We start from the raw sequence: 14717 nt of genomic DNA, 5'->3' as shown, positions 1-14717 counted from the left end.
GTTAGGTAATATAATGTTATGTGTAATAATATATTATTATTAGAAATTAGTATAGAAGAAATACCTTCTAATTATTTATTAAAATTATCTAAAATAATTTTAATAAATTTTAAAAACGAATTAAAAAAAAATTCTTTTAAATATAAAAAAATAAAATGTTTTTTTACTGCTAGACGTATTGCATTACAAATATATTTAATAAACATTAAACAAAATGATTATTTTTATACTATTAAAGGACCTTTTATATCTAATGAAAAAAATATTTTTTTAAACAAAATAGTAAAATTATGGATAAAAAAATATAATATTAAAAATAAAAAAGATATTTTTTTTAAAAATAAATATCTTTTTTATAAAAAAATAATTAAAGGATTACGTATTGAAGATTTATTATCAAATATGATAATTAATTCTTTAAAAAATATTATTTCTATTCCAAATTTTATGTTCTGGGATAAAACTTTTTTTAAATTTATTAGACCTATAAGAAATATAGTATTAGTTTTAGGTAAAAAAAATATTAAAAAAAATTTATTAAATCTTCAATCTAATAATATTATTCAAGGACATCGTTTTATGTGTTCAAAAAAAATAATTTTAAAAAATGCGGAAGAATATAATAAATTATTATTTAAAAAAGGAAAAGTTATTGTTGATTATAATGAAAGAAAAAATTTTATTTTTAATAAAATACAAAAAATAGCAAATAATTTAAATCTTATTTCTAAAATAAATAAAAATTTTTTAGAAGAATTATCTTCTATGGTTGAATGGCCTATATTATTAATAGGTAAATTTCATAAAAAATTTTTGACATTACCATCAGAAATCTTAGAATATATTATGATTAATTATCAAAAATATATTCCTTTATATGATAAGGAAAAAAATTTATCATTTTATTTTATTATATTAATAAATATAGAAACTAATAATAATAAAATAATTATTTATAATCATGAACAAGTAATTAAATCAAGATTTAAAGATATTCAATTTTTTTTTAAAAATGATTTAAAAATAAAATTTGATAAATATTTAGATAAATTAAAAAATATTATTTTCCAAAATAAATTAGGTAATTTATTTGAAAAAACTATGCGTATAAATAATATATCTCAATATATAGGAAAAAATATTAAAACAGTTAATATTCAAGATTGTATTAGAGCTAGTAAATTATCTAAATGTGATTTAGCAACACAAATGGTTTATGAATTTCCTGATTTACAAGGAATTATTGGAATGTATTATGCAAAATATAATAAAGAAAATAAAAATGTAATACAAGCTATTAAAGAACAGTATCAATATAAAAAAGATAATTCAATACCTAAAAATATAGTTTCTTGTATTTTATTTATTGCTGATAAAATAGACTCTATAACAGGAATTTTTAGCATATCATTAATACCCACTGGAGATAAAGATCCTTTTGCTTTAAAATATGTAACATTAATTATTATACGTATTATTATCGAAAAAAAAATAAAGATTAATTTAACTAAATTAATTATTTTTAGTTTATCTTTATATAAAGAAAATATAATTGATAAAAAAAAAATATTAAAGCAAATTTTATTTTTTATAAAAAAGAGATGTAAAAATTGGTATATATCTTTAGGTTATAAAAAAAATATTATTTCTTCTATTTTAGATAATGAGATTAATAATTTATTAATTTTAGATTATAAAATAAAAGCTTTAGATTTATTTTTTAAAAATGAAATAAAACAAAGTAATTTTTTAATTTTTACTTATAAAAGAATAAATAAAATTTTATTAAAAAATATAAAATATATCGATAATCTTAATAAGATAGATATCTCTTTATTAAAAGATAAAGAAGAAATTATATTATTTAAACATATTCTTAAATTATCTAAAATATTTATTTTAAAAATTAAAAATAATGAATATTACAATATATTATTAATATTATCAGAATTATATTATCCAATAAATAATTTTTTTAAAAAGGTAATAATTAATCATAAAGATAAAAAAATTAAAAAAAATAGAATTTTAATCCTATATCATATAAAAAAATATTTTTTAAAAGTAATTAACATTAGTAATTTATATTAATTTTAATTTTTTTAATGTATTTTCTATAACTTTCTGATTATATTTTGTAAGTTGTGTCATAGGAAGTCTCATTTTATCATTATTGATAAGTCCTAATCTTTTTGCTACCCATTTTACTGGTATTGGATTAGACTCAATAAATAATTGATTATGTAATAAAATTAAATCTTTATTAATTTTTTTTGCTTTATTTATTTTTTTTTCTTTCATATAATTACAAAATTTACTCATTTTTAATGCAGCAATATTAGCTGTAACAGATATAATACCATCACCACCTAGTAACATGAATTCAAAGGAAGTTTTATCGTCACCACTAATCAAAAAAAATTTTTTTTTAACTAAATTTTTAATTTTATTTATACGAGATAAATCTCCAGTTGCTTCTTTTATTCCCATTATGTTATTTATTTTTGATAATTTATAAATTGTTTCTGGTAACAAATCACATCCTGTCCTTGAAGGAACATTATATAAAATTTGTGGTAATTTAGTATTATTCGCAATTTCTTTAAAATGTTGATATAAACCTTCTTGTGTAGGACGGTTATAATAAGGAGTAACATTTAAACAACCGATAATTCCCGAATTCTCAAGAATAGATATTATTGCTATACTTTTAGATGTAGAATTAAATCCTGTTCCAGCTATAATAGGTATTTTATTTTCTGAAAAATCTAATGCATACATTATAATATCTATATGTTCGTTATATGTTAATGTAGCAGATTCTCCTGTTGTACCCATAATAACAATAGCCTTGGTGCCATTATTAATATGATACTTAATTAATTTTTGTAAACTTTTTTTACAAATATTTCCTTTAATATCCATTGGAGTTATGAGTGCTACAATACTTCCAGTAAACATTAGACTATAATCCATACTAATTAATGTTAATTATTAAATAATCATAACAAATTTAAAGTAAATAAACAAATTATTATAATTTTATTCATTTAAAATTTTAATAAAAAAAATAAAAATTATTTTTTTTTTATATTAAATTTTTTTAAAAAATTATTTATTTTTTTTTTTACATCTAAAATAGATAATGTGTTGTTAATTTTTTTATAAATAACTTTTTTATTTATATAATCTTCGTAATAATATTTAATTAATGGTTTAGTTTGTTTTAAATATTCTTTTAAACGATTTTTAATAGTAATAAGGTTATCATCTGTTCTAGTTATTAATGTTTCTCCTGTTATATCATCTTTATCTTTTATTTTTGGAGGATTAAAAATTATATGATAGGTTCTACCTGAAGATAGATGTATTTTCCTACCTATAATTCTTTTAATAATTTGTTTTTTTGGTATATAAAATTCTAAAATTATATCTATTTTTATATTTTCTTTTTTTAGAATATTAGCTTGTACAATATTTCTAGGATATCCATCTAATAAAAAACCTTTTTTACAGTCTATATTGTATAATCTATTTTTAATAATTTTAATTGTTATATTGTCAGGAACCATTATTCCTTTTTTAATAAAATTTTTTATTTTATTAGTTAAAAGAGAGTTTTTATTATTTAAAATATAATTTCTTAATATATTTCCTATAGAAATATTAGGTAAATTATATTTTTCAGATATAAACCTAGCATAAGTTCCCTTTCCTACTCCTGGAGGACCTAATAATATTATACGCATTTAATAATATTCTCATTTTAAAAAAACTTAAAATATGTCTTTTCAAAGATATTAATTTCTTTAGAATATTTCATTGTTAAATCTATTTGATCTAAATCATTTGTAATAAAATTAATTGTATCTTCACTAATTTTAAAATTAAAAAATTGATTATTTATCATAATTTTTTTATGAAATAAATTTATATAACATAAAATACCAGGAAATTTTTCTACTATAAAAAATAATTGATCAATTATTTTTTTATTTAAAATAATTAATAATAATTTGTTATTTATAGCATTATTATAAAATATATCTGCATAACTAGAAGCAATAATAGTATGAAAACCAAAATCTAATAATGCCCACGGAGCATGTTCTCTAGACGAACCACAACCAAAATTTTCTCTAGTTAATAAAATTTTTGAATTTTGAAATTTTTTTTTATTTAAAATAAAATTAGGATTAATTATTTTATTTTTATCATCTAAGTATCTCCAATCATTAAATAAATTTTTTCCAAATCCTGTTTTATTATTTCTTTGTAAAAATTGTTTTGGTATAATGACATCTGTATCAATATTTGATATATTAAAAGGAGCTATAATACCATTATATTGTAATTTTTTTTTTTTCATATATATCTCAATTTATATTAGTAAAATAACCATATAAAGCTGTTATTGCGGCAATAATAGGACTTACTAAATGTGTTCTACTATCACGACCTTGACGACCTTCAAAATTTCTATTACTAGTAGAAGCACATCTTTCTCCTGGTTGTAATTTATCATTATTCATTGCTAAACACATAGAACATCCTGCATATCTCCATTCAAAACCTGCATTCTTAAAAATTTTATCTAATTCTTCTTTTTCTGCTTGTTGTTTTACTATATTAGATCCTGGAACAACTATTGCTGTAACATGAGGAGCAATTTTTTTTCCTACAACTATTTTTGCAGCTAATCTTAAATCTTCAATTCTAGAATTTGTACAAGAACCAATAAAGACTTTATTAATTTTTAAATTAATTAATTTAATACCTTCATGTAAATCCATATATTTTAAAGCTTTTATAGCTAATTTTTTTTTATTATGATTTTTATAGGAATTTATTAACGGAATATTTTCATTTATACCAATTATTTGTTCAGGATTAGTACCCCAAGAAATTTGAGGAGTTAATTTTGTAATATTAATATTTATAATTTTATCAAATTTAGCATCATCATCACTATATAATGTTTTCCAAAATTTTAAAGCTTTTCTCCATAAATCTTTTTTAGGAGTAAATTTTTTATTTTTTAAATATGATAAAGTTATATTATCAGGTGCAATTAATCCAGCTTTAGCTCCCATTTCAATAGACATATTACAAATTGTCATTCTAGATTCCATACTTAATTTTTTTATAACTTCACCATTAAATTCAATAATATATCCATTTCCTCCACTAATACCAACTTTTCTAATTATTGATAATATTATATCTTTTGCTGTAATATTTTTAGATATATTACCATTAATATTAATTAACATATTTTTAGCACGATCTTGTTTTAATGTTTGAGTTGCTAAAACATGTTCAACTTCTGAAGTACCTATCCCAAAAGCTAATGATCCAAATGCTCCATGAGTAGAAGTATGTGAATCTCCACATACAATAGTCATTCCTGGTAATGTTATTCCTTGTTCTGGTCCTATAACATGTACTATCCCATTTTTGGGATGATAAATATCATATAATTTAATATTAAAATCATTACAATTTTTTATAAGTGTTTCCATTTGTTTTTTAGCTATATAACCAGATGCATTTATATCTTTTATTTTAGTAGATACATTATGATCCATAGTTGCAAAAGTTTTATTTGATTTATAAACTTTTCTATTTTTATTTTTCAAAGCTTTAAATGCTTGAGGTGAAGTTACTTCATGAATAAAATGTCTATCAATATATAATAAATTAATATTATTTTTTATATTACAAATAATATGTCTATTATATATTTTTTCATATAATGTTTTTCCCATAAATTTTACCTATATTCTTTATATAATAGATTGCATAATTAATGTTCCCATATCATCAGTTGTAACAATTTTTTCATTTTTACTATTTGTAAATAAATCTTTAGTTCTATAACCTAAATCTAATACTTTTTGAATAGCATTTTTTATTTTTTGAGCTATATTTCTTTCTTTTAAAGAATATTCAATTAACATTGCTAGTGATAATATTTGTGCAATAGGATTAGCTATATTTTTTCCTGCAATATTAGGAGCAGAACCTCCTGACGGTTCATATAAACCAAAATAATCATGATTAAAACTAGCTGAAGGTAAATTACCTACTGATCCGGTAATCATTGCACATTGATCAGATATTATGTCTCCAAATAAATTTGAACATAATATAATATCAAATTGAGAAGGATTTTTCATTAATTGCATAACAGCATTATCAATATACATATGTTCTAATTTTACTGATGTATATTGTTTAGATATATCTGTTACAACTTCACGCCATAATATTGATGTATTTAAAACATTTGCTTTATCAATAGAACATATTTTTTTTTTTCTTTTTAATGCTAAATTAAAAGCAATATGTGCAATTCTTTCTATTTCTAATCTTGAATAAATTTCAGTATCAAATGCATATTCATCTATACCTTTTTTTTTTCTACCATTAGGTACTCCAAAATATATACCTCCTGTTAATTCTCTAATACAAATAATATCAAAACCTTTATTTAAAATTTTTTCTTTTAATGGGCTTAAAATACTTAAATTTTTATAAAAAAAAGCAGGACGTATATTTGCAAATAAATTAAAATGTTTTCTTAATTTTAATAATGATCCTTTTTCTGGTCGTTTATTTAAAGGTAAATAATCCCATTCAGGACCTCCAACAGATCCAAATAATATGGCATTAGAATTTTCACAACCATATAGTGTTTTTTTAGGTAAAGGATTACCATATTTATTGATAGCTATTCCACCTACAACATAATTATCAATAAATATTTTTTTATTTATATATTTTTTAATTTTTTCTAATATTTTTAATGCTTGTTTCATTACTTCCGGACCAATACCATCTCCAGGTAAAATAGCTATTTTAAATATATCTGACATAAATTATTCCTTAAAATTTTAAAATTTTAAAATTTATTAATTTTTAATATATTTTGTTGTACTCTATCAGATTTCCAAATACTGTTAAGACAATTAATAATTGAAATAACTGAAGCTTTAATAATATCTTTAGATAAACCAATTCCATAAAAAAATTTTTTTTTATATTTTATTTTAATATTAACTTGACCTATTGATTCTTCAGTATGATTTTTAGCTTTTAGTATATATTTTATAAGTTTTATATCATAATTTGTTATTCTAATTATTGTTTTATATATTGCATCAACGGGTCCTAATCCTGTTGCTGCTTCTAACTTTATTATTTTCCCACATTTTAATTTTATTGTTGCAATAGAAATATTAGAATTAGATTGTACATTAAAATATATTAATGAATAATATTCTGTTTTATTTTCTATTTCATTATTAAAAGCTAATGATTCTAAATCATAGTTAAAAATCTGTCCTTTTTTATCAGCTAATTTAATAAATTTATTATATAATATGTTAATATCATATGTATTTTTTTTGTATCCCATTAAATTCATATGATATTTAACTGCAGCTCTTCCTGATTTAGAAGTAAGATTAATTTTTGTTTTATTTAAACCTATATTTTTTGGATTTAATATTTCATAAGTTTTTTTATTTTTTATCATACCATCTTGATGAATTCCAGAAGAATGAGAAAAAGCATTACTTCCTACAATAGCTTTATGAATAGCTAATGGGATATTACAAATTCTACTTACTATTTTACTTGTATAATATATTTTTTCATAATTTATATTAGTATAAAAATTCATATTTTTTTTTCTTGTATATAAAGCCATAATTATTTCTTCTAACGCACAATTTCCTGCTCTTTCTCCTATTCCATTAATAGTTCCTTCTATTTGTCTCGCTCCTGCATTTATTGCCGTAATAGCATTACCAACAGCCATACCTAAATCATTATGTGTATGAACTGAAAGAATACATTTGTCTATATTATCTACTTTTTTTTTTAAATGAGAAATTATATTATAATATTCTTGAGGAAATGTATAACCTACTGTATCTGGAATATTAATAGTTGTAGCTCCTGCATTAATAGCTGTTTGTACAACTAAACATAAATCATTAATAGGTGTTCTACTTCCATCTTCACAAGAAAATTCAATATCATCAGTATATTTACGTGCATATTTTATCATAAAGGATATTTTTTCTATTATTTTATTCAAAGTAGTTTTTAATTTTGTAATAATATGTATAGGAGAAGTTGCTAAAAAAAGATGAATTCTAAAATTTTGAGATTTTTTTAATGCTTTATATACCATATCTATATCTTTTTCTTTGCATCTCGCTAAACCACATAATTTACTATTTTTTATAATATTTGATATTTTTTTAGAAGTTTGATAATCATTAGGAGAAGAAATAGGAAATCCAATTTCGATAATATCGATACCCATCGATTCTAATGCTAATGCTATTTTTATTTTTTCGTTAGTATTTAAATTAGATTTTAGTGATTGTTCACCATCACGTAATGTAGTATCAAAAAGAATTATTTTTTTTTTCATATAAATATTATCTCTTAAAAGAAAATTTATTAAAAATATTTTTTTATATTAAAACTATTTTAATAATTAATTAAATAATTAGAAAAATTATGTTTTATATATATATTAATATATAATTATAATAATTTATATTTATTAAATATTTAAATAAAAAATTATTTTTTATAAATATTTATCTAATTATATTAATATTAAACATTTTTTAAGGTTATTATGTATTCAATAGATAAATTTTATATGATGCATGCAATTAAATTAGCTAAATTAGGAATTTTTACTACAACTCCTAATCCAAATGTAGGATGTATTATTGTTAATAATAAAAAAATTATTGGCAAAGGATATCATTTTCAAACAGGTAAACCTCATGCAGAAATTAATGCATTAAAAATGGCAGGTCAATATGCTAAAGGAGCAACAGTTTATGTAACATTAGAACCTTGTAATTATAAAAATTTAACACCTTCCTGTTGTAAAGCATTAGTTAATGCTAAGATAAAAAGATTAGTAGTTGCTTCAAAAGATCCTAATCCAAAAGTAAATGGTAAAGGATTAAAATTTTTAAAAAATAAAGGAATTGAAATAATTAATAATATTTTATCAAAAAAAGCTAAATCTATAAATTATGGATTTTTTAAAAGAATGAACACAGGTATACCTTGGATACAACTTAAATTAGCATCATCTTTAGATGGTAAAATTGCATTGCTAAATGGGAATAGTAAATGGATATCTTCCATTATTTCGAGAAAAGATGTTCAAACATTACGTGCAAAAAGTACAGCTATCTTAAGTACAAGTAAAACTATTTTACAAGATAATTCTACTTTATTAGTTAAATGGAATGAATTATCTTATAAAATAAAAAAAATATATCCTAAAAAATCATTAAGACAACCAATTAGAATTATTTTAGATAGATTAAATAAAATTAAACCTAATAATAACATTATTTTATCTCCTGGAAAAATAATTTTAGTAAAATCAAAATATACTTTTGAAAATTGGCCTAATTATGTAGAGCAAATTATTATTCCTGAAATTAATAACTATTTTAATTTAAAAAATTTATTTAAAATATTAGGTAATAGAGGGATTAATTCTCTTCTTATAGAAGCAGGTAGTATTCTATCAGGATCTTTAATTAATTATAATTTAATAGATGAATTAATTATATATTTAGCTCCTAAATTATTAGGAAATATGTCATTAAATTTATGTAATATACATAAATTTACAAATATAATTAATGTACCTCATTTTTATTTTACAAAAATAAAGAAATTAGGATCAGATTTAAAATTAATATTAAAACCTATTAAATAATTTTATAAAAAAAAAGGATATAAATAATATATTATGAAAATTATTGATGAAAATATTATAGCACCTAATGCTTTTATAGCAATTGTTATATCAAGATATAATACATTTATAAATAAAAATTTATTATATGCTACTATTGATACTTTACAAAGAATAGGAATGGTCCAAGATAAAAATATAACTATATGTTGGGTACCAGGAAGTTATGAAATAGCATCAGTTATAAATTTATTAATACAAAAAAATATTTATGATGGTATAATAGCAATTGGAACTATTATTAAGGGAAAAACATCTCATTTTAAATATTTATCTCAAGAAGTTTGTTCTCAAATATCTAGTTTATCAGTACAAAATAATATTCCAATTTCTTTTAGTATTTTGATGACAGATAATATTGAACAAGCAATTGAAAGATCAGGAGTTAAAATAGGTAATAGAGGTACTGAAGCAGCTTTAACTTTATTAGAAATGATTAATATATTTAAATCAATACAATTATTACATATAAAAAGTAAAAAGGAAGTTAAGTGAAATTTACTGAAAGATATCAATCTAGAAAATATGCTTTACAAGCTATTTACTCTTGGCAATTATCTAAAAATAATTTTAATGAGATCCAATATTATTTTTTAAATGAATCAATAAAAAACATTAAAAATATTGATATTGATTATTTTAATGATTTAATAAATGGTGTAATAATTAATAGTTTTTATTTAGATAATGTAATGAAACCATTTTTATCTCGTAAATTATTTGAATTAGGACAAGTTGAAAAAGCAATTTTACGGCTCTCTCTATATGAATTAATTAATCGTTTAGATGTTCCATATAAAGTTGTAATAAATGAAAGTATTTGTCTTGCAAAAAAATTTGGAGGAGGAGAGAATAGTTATAAATTTATTAATGGTGTATTAGATAAAATAGCAAATAAACTCAGAAGTTAATAATTAAAATTTTTATTTTTAATAATTATTTATATAATAAAACTATAAATATTTTAAATATATTAATCTTTTATAAAATTTTTTATTTATAATTCATTTTCTATTTTTCGCGATACTTCTTTTCCTAAAATAATTTGTACTAATTTTAAATTAAATTGAATAGCATATTTTACACTTTGTCCTGTTAATAATTTATATTTATTATCCCAATAAACTGGATATTTTATCCACTGTTGATTTGGTATTAAATATTTTAATCCTAAATATCCAGTCATTTTTGCATTAGGAAATAAATTATTTGCACTAATAACCATAGCAGGTGCAGCACATATTGCACCTATTATCCGATTAGAGTTTTTAATTTTTTTTAAATATTTTAATAAAAAATAATTTTTTTGAAAATTTTCAGATGCTTGTAACCCACCAGGAAGAATCATTGCTATTACATTTTTGATATTAATATTTTCTATATTATTAAAAAAAATATCACTTATGATTTTTGTACCATGAGCACATACTATTTCTCGTTTATTATTTATACTAACTAATACAACATTTATATTACTTCTAGTTAAAATATCTATTGAAGATACTGTTTCTATATCTTCAATACCATCTGTAACACAGATAAAAACAGAATCACATTTTATCATTATAAAATTCTCCTAATTTTATTTAAAAACTAAAATTTTAAATAATATATTATTAAAAAATATATTATTTATATATAGGAAATATCCTACATAATTTAATAACATTATTTTTTATATTTTTACAATATTTATTTTTTTTATTTAAAATATTTATGATATATTTAGATAATAAATATATTTCTCGCTCTTTAAAACCTCTTCTTGTAATAGCAGGTGTCCCTATTCTTATTCCAGATGTAATAGAAGGAGGATTTACATCATTAGGTATGCTATTTTTATTTACAATAATATTATGTTTTTCTAATAATAATTCAGCTTCTATTCCTGTCATATTTTTATTTGTTAAATCTATAATAAATAGATGAGTTTCAGTACAATTAGATACTATTTTAAAATGATATTTTTTTAAAATTTTAACCATTAATTTAGCATTTTTTAATATTTGTTTTTGATATAAAATAAAATTAAGATTTAATGCTTCTTTAAATGCAGCAGCTTTAGCTGCAATTACATGCATTAACGGACCACCTTGACTACCGGGAAAAATAGATTTGTCAAATTTTTGAAATAAATATTTATTTTTTTTTAATGATAATATAATACCTCCTCTCGGTCCAGATAATGTTTTATGTGTTGTACTAGTTACGACATGAGCATAAGGTAATGGATTAGGGTATAATCCTGCAATAATTAATCCAGCAATATGTGAAATATCAACAAAAAAATATGCATTTATTATATCAGCAATATATCTCATTTTAGCCCAATCACATATTCTTGAATATGATGAAAAACCTCCAATAATCATTTTTGGTTTGTATTTTTTTGCTAATTGTAATAAATTATTATAATCAATTATTCCCTGTTCATTAATTTTATATGATATATTTTTATAAAATTTTCCTGAAAAATTTACTTTAGAACCATGTGTTAAATGACCTCCATGTGAATTTTCTAATCCCATTATAATATCTCCAGGTTTCAATAAAGCCATATAAACAGCAAAATTAGCTTGTGATCCTGAATGTGGTTGTACATTAACATAATCTGCATTAAATAATTTTTTAGCTCTTTGTATAGCAATATTTTCAATTTGATCAATATATTTACAACCTCCATAATATCTATATTTAGGATATCCTTCAGCATATTTATTAGTTAATTTAGATCCTTGGAAAAACATTACATTATATGATGTATAATTTTCAGAAGCTATTAAATTAATACTTTCTTCTTGTCTTTTTGATTCTTTATTTAAAATATTTAATAATTCTATATCATAGTTAAATATTTTTTTATTTTTTATCAAATTAATTACCTTTTAAAAAAAAATTATTTTTTTTTCTTTTAAAAAAAAAAATTTTTTTATTATATTTGTACATTCTTTTCGTAAAATTCCAGAATTTATTTTTATTTTATAGTTTATATTATAAATACCTAATAAATCTATAAAAGATCCTATATTGCTATATTTTTTATTATAAACACTAAATACTAACCGAGAAATTCTACTAAGAATTATAGCGCCGGAACACATTAAACATGGTTCTAATGTGACATACATAGTTGTATTTAATAATCTATAGTTTTTTAAATATTTCCCCGCTTTTCTTAAAGCTATTATTTCAGCATGTGCCGTAGGATCATTTCTTTTAATTGAATTATTCATGCCATAAGAAATTATTTTATTATTTTTTACAATAATTGCTCCAACTGGTATTTCTCCAGTATTTTTTGCTAATTTAGCAAAACTCAAAGCGTATTTCATCCAATAAATATCATTTTTCATTAAAATATATATTTTAAGTTTAATTATATTAATTAAAAGTTAATTTTATTATATAAAAATATATAAAGAATATATATTTTATTTTTAAAAATAATTGTTATTAGTATAATATTAATACATTTAAAATTTTATAAAAATGCTAAAAATAATTAAAATTAATATTAATATTAATAAAGAGAATTTATAGTGATAAAAAAAATTACATCAATTTATGGTATGCATGATTATTTATTTCCAAATACTTTATTATGGAAAAATATTGAAGATATTATTCAAGATATTTTAAGTAATTATGGTTATCAAGAAATTAAATTACCTATTTTAGAAAAAAGTGAATTATTTAATAAAACTATTGGTGAGAATACAGATATTATAGAAAAGGAAATGTATACTTTATTAGATAAAAATAAAAATTCTTTAACTTTACGTCCAGAAGGAACTACAGGATTTATTAGAGCAATAATAGAACATAATATTTTTTATAACAATAAACGTTTTTGGTATAATGGTCCTATGTTTCGTTATGAAAGACCTCAACAAGGAAGATATAGACAATTTAATCAAATTGGTATTGAAATACTCGGTCTAAAATCTCCTTATATTGATGCTGAAATTATTATTCTTACAAATAATATATGGAAAAAATTAAATGTTACAGAAAATATTTTTTTAGAAATTAATACTATTGGTTCTATAATAGACAGAGAAAAATATATAAAAAAATTAATATTTTTTTTAGAAAAAAATTCACATTTTTTAGATTTAAAAGATAGAAAAAAAATATATACAAATCCTTTAAGGATTTTAGATAGTAACAATAAAAATATTCAAAAATTATTAATTAATGCACCTAAACTAAAAGATTTTCTTAATGAACATAGTATACATAAATTTGAGGAATTATGTAAAATTTTAAACTTTATGAATATAAAATTTATTATAAATGATTATTTAGTTAGAGGATTAGATTACTATAATGATATAGTATTTGAATGGAAAACTAATAATATAGGAACAGGAAATCCTAAAACTATATGTGGAGGAGGAAGATATGATAAATTAATTAATAATATGAGTAATAAAAAAATTAATAGTGGAATTGGATGTGCTATAGGGATAGAACGTTTAATTTTATTAGTTGAAAATATGAAATCTATTAAATTAGATACTAAATATCTAATTGATATTTTTTTAATACCAATGGAAAATAATCATATTTTAAAAAAAATTTTAGTTATTGGAGAATTAATTAGAAAATATTTTCCTAAACTTAGAATAGTTACTAGTTATCTTTTTAAAAATTTAAAAAAACAAATTATTCAAGCAAATAAATATAAATCACATTTTATCATTATTATAGGTCAAAAAGAAATAAAAGATTCTTCAATTATTATTAAAGATTTATATTTTAAAAAACAAATAATTATACCAGAGGATAAATTAATATTACATTTAGAAAAAATATTTTAATAAATTTTTTCATTGAAAAGATTTTATCTGGTTAAATATTAAAATTACTAAAAAATAAATTTTAATTATAAAAGAGTAAA

At 19.8% G+C, this 14717-nt stretch carries 14 protein-coding genes; 5 read left to right on the top strand and 9 right to left on the bottom strand.

Translation table 11 applies throughout. From position 1 onward, the window contains the following. The first annotated feature begins 18 nt into the window (after positions 1 to 18). Positions 19 to 2091 (top strand): glycine--tRNA ligase subunit beta, encoded by a 2073-nt coding sequence (gene glyS / locus GJU00_RS00270; protein WP_168893329.1) that lies wholly within the window; start codon positions 19 to 21, stop codon positions 2089 to 2091. Here glyS and dapA read toward each other — a convergent pair. The 6 genes from dapA to leuA all read right to left on the bottom strand — a co-directional run bounded on the left by dapA (position 2083) and on the right by leuA (position 8449). Further along, complete coding sequence (dapA, locus tag GJU00_RS00265; RefSeq protein ID WP_168893681.1) at positions 2083 to 2961, bottom strand: 4-hydroxy-tetrahydrodipicolinate synthase; 879 nt, start codon at positions 2959 to 2961, stop codon at positions 2083 to 2085. The two genes, glyS and dapA, sit on opposite strands and share 9 nt — an antisense overlap. 116 nt (positions 2962 to 3077) lie before the next feature. After that, positions 3078 to 3749 (bottom strand): adenylate kinase family protein, encoded by a 672-nt coding sequence (locus GJU00_RS00260; protein WP_168893328.1) that lies wholly within the window; start codon positions 3747 to 3749, stop codon positions 3078 to 3080. Positions 3750 to 3766: 17 nt separating this feature from the next. Beyond that, positions 3767 to 4369, bottom strand: a complete 603-nt coding sequence (leuD, locus tag GJU00_RS00255; protein ID WP_168893327.1) for a 3-isopropylmalate dehydratase small subunit — start codon at positions 4367 to 4369, stop codon at positions 3767 to 3769. 7 nt (positions 4370 to 4376) lie between these two features. Beyond that, positions 4377 to 5768, bottom strand: a complete 1392-nt coding sequence (leuC, locus tag GJU00_RS00250; protein WP_168893326.1) for a 3-isopropylmalate dehydratase large subunit — start codon at positions 5766 to 5768, stop codon at positions 4377 to 4379. A gap of 18 nt (positions 5769 to 5786) precedes the next feature. Next, positions 5787 to 6878 carry a 3-isopropylmalate dehydrogenase gene (gene leuB, locus GJU00_RS00245; protein ID WP_168893325.1) on the bottom strand — a complete coding sequence of 364 codons (1092 nt, stop codon included), beginning with the start codon at positions 6876 to 6878 and terminating at the stop codon, positions 5787 to 5789. A gap of 26 nt (positions 6879 to 6904) precedes the next feature. Further along, the gene (gene leuA, locus GJU00_RS00240) at positions 6905 to 8449 is read right to left on the bottom strand and encodes a 2-isopropylmalate synthase (protein ID WP_168893324.1); all 1545 of its coding nucleotides are present in this window, start codon (positions 8447 to 8449) and stop codon (positions 6905 to 6907) included. Between the two features lie 213 nt (positions 8450 to 8662). On the opposite strand from leuA, the gene ribD reads away from it, so the two are divergent. Genes ribD through nusB form a run of 3 tightly spaced genes read left to right on the top strand, consistent with a single transcriptional unit; the run spans position 8663 to position 10725 of the window. Continuing rightward, complete coding sequence (gene ribD, locus GJU00_RS00235; RefSeq protein WP_168893323.1) at positions 8663 to 9775, top strand: bifunctional diaminohydroxyphosphoribosylaminopyrimidine deaminase/5-amino-6-(5-phosphoribosylamino)uracil reductase RibD; 1113 nt, start codon at positions 8663 to 8665, stop codon at positions 9773 to 9775. A 33-nt stretch (positions 9776 to 9808) separates the two neighbouring features. Then, positions 9809 to 10309 carry a 6,7-dimethyl-8-ribityllumazine synthase gene (gene ribH, locus GJU00_RS00230; RefSeq protein WP_168893322.1) on the top strand — a complete coding sequence of 167 codons (501 nt, stop codon included), beginning with the start codon at positions 9809 to 9811 and terminating at the stop codon, positions 10307 to 10309. After that, a complete protein-coding gene (gene nusB / locus GJU00_RS00225) occupies positions 10306 to 10725 on the top strand; it encodes a transcription antitermination factor NusB (protein WP_168893321.1) in 420 nt (139 codons plus the stop codon). Before ribH ends, nusB begins: the two co-directional genes overlap by 4 nt. A gap of 86 nt (positions 10726 to 10811) precedes the next feature. Here nusB and GJU00_RS00220 read toward each other — a convergent pair whose 3' ends face one another. From GJU00_RS00220 to tadA, 3 genes are all read right to left on the bottom strand, one after another. Next, positions 10812 to 11378 carry a DJ-1 family glyoxalase III gene (locus GJU00_RS00220; protein WP_168893320.1) on the bottom strand — a complete coding sequence of 189 codons (567 nt, stop codon included), beginning with the start codon at positions 11376 to 11378 and terminating at the stop codon, positions 10812 to 10814. A 64-nt stretch (positions 11379 to 11442) separates the two neighbouring features. Then, positions 11443 to 12687 (bottom strand): serine hydroxymethyltransferase, encoded by a 1245-nt coding sequence (gene glyA, locus GJU00_RS00215; RefSeq protein WP_168893319.1) that lies wholly within the window; start codon positions 12685 to 12687, stop codon positions 11443 to 11445. A 12-nt stretch (positions 12688 to 12699) separates the two neighbouring features. Next, on the bottom strand, positions 12700 to 13167 hold the full coding sequence (gene tadA, locus GJU00_RS00210) for a tRNA adenosine(34) deaminase TadA (protein WP_168893318.1): 468 nt from the start codon (positions 13165 to 13167) through the stop codon (positions 12700 to 12702). A 186-nt stretch (positions 13168 to 13353) separates the two neighbouring features. Between tadA and hisS the strand changes: the two genes are divergently transcribed. Beyond that, the gene (gene hisS, locus GJU00_RS00205; RefSeq protein ID WP_168893317.1) at positions 13354 to 14637 is read left to right on the top strand and encodes a histidine--tRNA ligase; all 1284 of its coding nucleotides are present in this window, start codon (positions 13354 to 13356) and stop codon (positions 14635 to 14637) included. Positions 14638 to 14717: the final 80 nt, after the last annotated feature.

Origin of the sequence: Enterobacteriaceae endosymbiont of Donacia simplex, from assembly GCF_012568645.1 — a bacterium.
GTDB lineage: Bacteria > Pseudomonadota > Gammaproteobacteria > Enterobacterales > Enterobacteriaceae.
The sequence above is the reverse complement of the archived record's forward strand: the minus strand, read 5'-3'. Positions and strand labels throughout refer to the sequence as shown.

Coding starts and splice junctions, on each gene's coding strand:
- leuB (WP_168893325.1), bottom strand. CDS start 6,878: ATGTCAGATATATTTAAAATAGCTATTTTACCTGGAGATGGTATTGGT.
- leuC (WP_168893326.1), bottom strand. CDS start 5,768: ATGGGAAAAACATTATATGAAAAAATATATAATAGACATATTATTTGT.
- leuD (WP_168893327.1), bottom strand. CDS start 4,369: ATGAAAAAAAAAAAATTACAATATAATGGTATTATAGCTCCTTTTAAT.
- dapA (WP_168893681.1), bottom strand. CDS start 2,961: ATGTTTACTGGAAGTATTGTAGCACTCATAACTCCAATGGATATTAAA.
- ribD (WP_168893323.1), top strand. CDS start 8,663: ATGTATTCAATAGATAAATTTTATATGATGCATGCAATTAAATTAGCT.
- leuA (WP_168893324.1), bottom strand. CDS start 8,449: ATGAAAAAAAAAATAATTCTTTTTGATACTACATTACGTGATGGTGAA.
- GJU00_RS00220 (WP_168893320.1), bottom strand. CDS start 11,378: ATGATAAAATGTGATTCTGTTTTTATCTGTGTTACAGATGGTATTGAA.
- GJU00_RS00260 (WP_168893328.1), bottom strand. CDS start 3,749: ATGCGTATAATATTATTAGGTCCTCCAGGAGTAGGAAAGGGAACTTAT.
- ribH (WP_168893322.1), top strand. CDS start 9,809: ATGAAAATTATTGATGAAAATATTATAGCACCTAATGCTTTTATAGCA.
- glyS (WP_168893329.1), top strand. CDS start 19: ATGTGTAATAATATATTATTATTAGAAATTAGTATAGAAGAAATACCT.
- tadA (WP_168893318.1), bottom strand. CDS start 13,167: ATGAAAAATGATATTTATTGGATGAAATACGCTTTGAGTTTTGCTAAA.